Raw genomic sequence first — 2,073 nt, 5'->3', positions numbered from 1 at the left:
CGGTCGCCGGCTCCCCCGCGCCCGGCCGCTCCCCCGCGCCCGGCTTCGCCCGCGCGGGAGGGACCCCCGTGCGCGGGGGCACCCCCGTCGCCCTCGCCCACCGGTGTCGGCCGGGACCGCGCTTCTCCTCCGGCCGGGTCCGCTGGGCAGGCCCTACGCGTCGACCTCGACGAGCAGCTTGCCGTCGAAGGTCATGACCTGGAAGTGGTCGATCTCGTTCGGCGCGAAGGCGGCGCCGCCCTGGACGTACAGGGGCTGCTTGGCCTTGTCCGTCTTGGCGTCGGGCAGTCCGTACCCCTCGCCGGGCACGGACCAGGAGTTCACCGTCTCGCGCTCGCCGTTCTTGCCGACGGCGACGAGCGAGCACTTCTGCGGGCCCTCGACGTTCTTCAGCTCCGTGACGATCTCGGTGCCCCAGAGCTTCTCCTCCAGGGCCACCGTCGCGGTCACCTGGGTGCCGGGATCGGTCGCCATGATCTTGTCGGAGCTCTTGTCGAAGGCCTCCTTCGCGGGGTTGGCCGCGAGCGTCTGGTTGGTACCGCTCCCACCTCCGCCCTCGTCGCCCCCGCCGCTGGCCGCGACGGCCACGAAGGGCCCGCTGATGATCAGCGCGCCGGCGGCCGCCACCATGTAGAAGTTGCGGCGGCGCTTCCTCGCGCGGCGCTCTGCCACCTCGTCGACCAGCTTCTCCACCACGCGCGGGGAGGGCCTGGCGGACAGCGACTCGCCCAGCGCGGGCGTCCCGGTACCGGGCAGGTCCGCGAGCGCGGCCAGCATCGGTTCCATGCCGGCGAGCTCGTCGAGCTGCTGGGCGCACCACTCGCAGGTCGCGAGGTGCGCCTCGAAAGCGGTTGCCTCGGCGTCGTCGAGGATGCCGAGGGCGTAGGCGCCGACGGTCTCGTGTTCGTTCGGCACCGGTGATCCCTGCATGGGACCAGACATACCCGTGCCGCCCTCTCCGTATCCCCCGTAGACCCTCGTCACGCCGTCACCCCCCGCTCCTCCAGAGCCAGCTTCATCGACCGCAGGGCGTAGAAGACCCGGGAGCGGACGGTGCCGCTGGGTATGCCGAGTGTCTGCGCCGCCTCATTGACGGTACGCCCCTTGAAGTACGTCTCGACGAGTACCTCCCGGTGAGCCGGGGTCAGGTCGTCGAGCGCGTCCGACAGCGTCATCAGCCACAGCGCCTTGTCGATCTCGTCCTCCGCGGGGATGACCTCCAGCGGCGACGGATCGACCTCCTGCGGCCGGGCCTGCCGGCTGCGGTGGCCGTCGATGACGATGCGCCGGGCGACCGTCACCAGCCAGGGGCGTACCGAACCGGTCGCCCGATTGAGCTGACCGGCGTTCTTCCAGGCACGGATGAGCGTTTCCTGAACGACGTCCTCGGCGCGCTGCCGGTCTCCGGCGACCAGCCGCAGGACGTAGGCCAGCAGAGGTCCGGCGTGCTCGCGGTACAGCGCGCGCATCAGCTCCTCGTCTGGTTCCGAGGGCTGTGAGGACATGCGATGTCGGGCCCTCGCTCCACGTTCATTGGCCACGGCCGCATCCTTGCGCACGCCCACCTCCGGTGTCCGGGGGATCCCCCAGTCGGTCGCTCGACAACCGGTACGGACGTCAGGGGGCGCGTGTTCAAAGCGAGATGGCAGTTTTCCGCGAGGTCAGGTGACGACCGGGACATGAACCAACAATTCCCCCGCCACTTCTTTACATTTCCGACACAACGACGGGGGTGTGATGCCGATCACAACGCGAGGGCGGCGAACTGCGGTGTAACCGACGTCACTTCGGAGTCCTCCCGTGGACGGCGATGGACGGCACCGGAGACGGTCAGGCCCGCGCGAGTGCCGCGCGCCGGCGGTGGCGGGCCACGCGCTCCCGGTTGCCGCAGATCTCGCTGGAGCACCAGCGCCGCCTGCGCCCCCGGGAGGTGTCGAGGTACACGATCGGGCAGTTGTCGCCCTCGCACTGCCGCAGGCTCCCGAGCGCGACGGGGTCGGTGAGCAGCTCCACCGCGTCCCGCGCGACGGCCGCGAGCAGCGCCGCGCGGCCGGGCGGGCCGTCGAGGCGGCG

The 2,073-nt window shown here is 71.2% G+C and carries 3 protein-coding genes; all 3 read right to left on the bottom strand.

Going from position 1 to position 2,073, the window contains the following annotated elements:
- Positions 1–153 precede the first annotated feature (153 nt).
- Complete coding sequence (locus B7767_RS30150) at positions 154–915, bottom strand: anti-sigma factor (RefSeq protein WP_306298003.1); 762 nt, start codon at positions 913–915, stop codon at positions 154–156.
- 65 nt (positions 916–980) lie between these two features.
- The gene (locus B7767_RS30145) at positions 981–1,565 is read right to left on the bottom strand and encodes a sigma-70 family RNA polymerase sigma factor (protein ID WP_004930798.1); all 585 of its coding nucleotides are present in this window, start codon (positions 1,563–1,565) and stop codon (positions 981–983) included.
- A gap of 265 nt (positions 1,566–1,830) precedes the next feature.
- On the bottom strand, positions 1,831–2,073 hold a 243-nt coding region (locus B7767_RS30140; protein WP_143652701.1), incomplete at its 5' end, for a CGNR zinc finger domain-containing protein.

Source organism: Streptomyces sp. 13-12-16, from assembly GCF_002114215.1.
Lineage (GTDB): Bacteria > Actinomycetota > Actinomycetes > Streptomycetales > Streptomycetaceae > Streptomyces.
This window is presented reverse-complemented; position numbering and strand designations above follow the sequence as displayed.